Below are 1,682 nucleotides of genomic sequence, written 5' to 3'. Positions count from 1 at the left end.
CTAGCCTCGTGCTTTCACGCTGATTCCGTGTCGTGAATGAAGAATGGTGCCCTGACCTGGGATGATTGAGATTGCGAAGTCATCAATCGGACCAGATCGAGGAGCACCATTCAGGTGAGTAAGTCTACGTCGCCCTATCCCGTGCTGTCTGCAGATGGCACCGGAACCGGGGTAGTGTCGCAAGCCGGCGCCACGGTGTTGCTGCGGACAGCCGAGAAAACGGGCCTGACCACCGATTTATCGGACGCGTTGACACCGTGGCGTAAACCCCTGGCGACCCACGATCCAGGCAAGATCATCACGGATCTGGCCGTGGCAGTCGCGATCGGCGGTGATTGTCTGGCCGACATCAACCAACTGCGCGCCGACCCCGCCGTATTCGGTCAGGTCGCCTCTGACCCCACGGTGTCACGACTGATCTCGGCGTTGGCCGCCGACGCCCCAGCGGCATTGACGGCCATCAACTCCGCCCGCGCTGCTGCCCGGGCAGAGTGCTGGTCAGCAGCCGCCACGTCCGCCCCCGATCACGACGCCGATACTGGCGATCCCCTGATCGTCGATCTCGACGCAACCTTGGTGACCGCGCACTCGGAGAAACAGGATGCGGCACCAACCTACAAGCGCGGGTTCGGTTTCCACCCGCTGTGTGCGTTTGTCGATCACGGTAGCCAGGGCACTGGCGAACCCCTGGCCATCCAATTGCGGCCCGGCAACGCCGGCGCCAACACCGCCGCCGACCACATCACGGTCACCGCCGCCGCACTCGAGCAGCTACCGACGGTGCAGGGGTATCGGGTCGGCAAGTCGGTGCTGGTACGCACCGACTCGGCCGGCGGCACCCACGAGTTCCTCGGCTATCTCACCCGCCGGCGCCTGGCCTATTCAGTGGGATTCGGGCTGACCGAGACCATCGCGGCCGCAACCGACCGGATCAGTCCCGAGGCGTGGACCCCGGCCTACGATGCCGACGGCGTGCAACGCGACGGGGCGTGGGTGGCCGAGTTGACCGGGTTGATCGACCTATCGGGCTGGCCGCAGGGGATGCGTGTGATCGTCCGGAAGGAGAGGCCGCACCCGGGTGCACAATTGCGGTTCACCGACCGTGATGGGTTGCGGCTGACCGCGTTCGCCACCAACACCGTCCGTGGCCAACTCGCTGATCTGGAGCTGTGTCACCGGCGGCGGGCTCGATGTGAGGACCGGGTCCGTACCGCCAAAGACTGTGGCCTGACGAATCTCCCGCTGCACGGCTTCGATCAGAACCGGATCTGGTGCGCGATCGTGATGCTCGCCTGCGAGTTGATCGCCTGGACGCAGATGCTCGCGTTCACCGATCACCCTGCTCGCCGGTGGGAACCCAAGCGACTGCGCCACCGCGTGTTCTCGATCGCGGCCAAGATCAGCCGCCACGCCCGGCGAACCCGCATGAAGCTGGCCACCCACGCTCCGCACGTCGATCTGCTACTCGACGGGCTAGCAAGGCTTGCAGCACTTCCAGCGCCGGCCTGACCACCAGGCCGACCAACCTTCGATCCAGAAAGGACATTCACACCTCGGGGCCGTGAAACCCGACGCACACCGACGCCTCGGACAACACCACACGGCCCACGCCCGAAATCCGGTCCTCAGACCACCCAACCGGGCCACTCAACAAGGGACCGCCACCTCACGAAACATCGAGG

At 65.3% G+C, this 1,682-nt stretch carries 1 protein-coding gene; it reads left to right on the top strand.

Translation table 11 applies throughout. From position 1 onward, the window contains the following. The first annotated feature begins 114 nt into the window (after window positions 1-114). Entirely contained in the window at window positions 115-1,509 is a 1,395-nt protein-coding gene (locus M4D77_RS23715; protein WP_055476915.1) for an IS1380 family transposase, read from the top strand. Window positions 1,510-1,682: the final 173 nt, after the last annotated feature.

The sequence above is a fragment of the Gordonia sp. p3-SID1431 genome, assembly GCF_025143765.1.
Taxonomy (GTDB): Bacteria; Actinomycetota; Actinomycetes; order Mycobacteriales; family Mycobacteriaceae; genus Gordonia; species Gordonia hongkongensis.
Note: the sequence above shows the minus strand (reverse complement) of the source record. Positions and strands in the feature narration are given on the sequence as shown.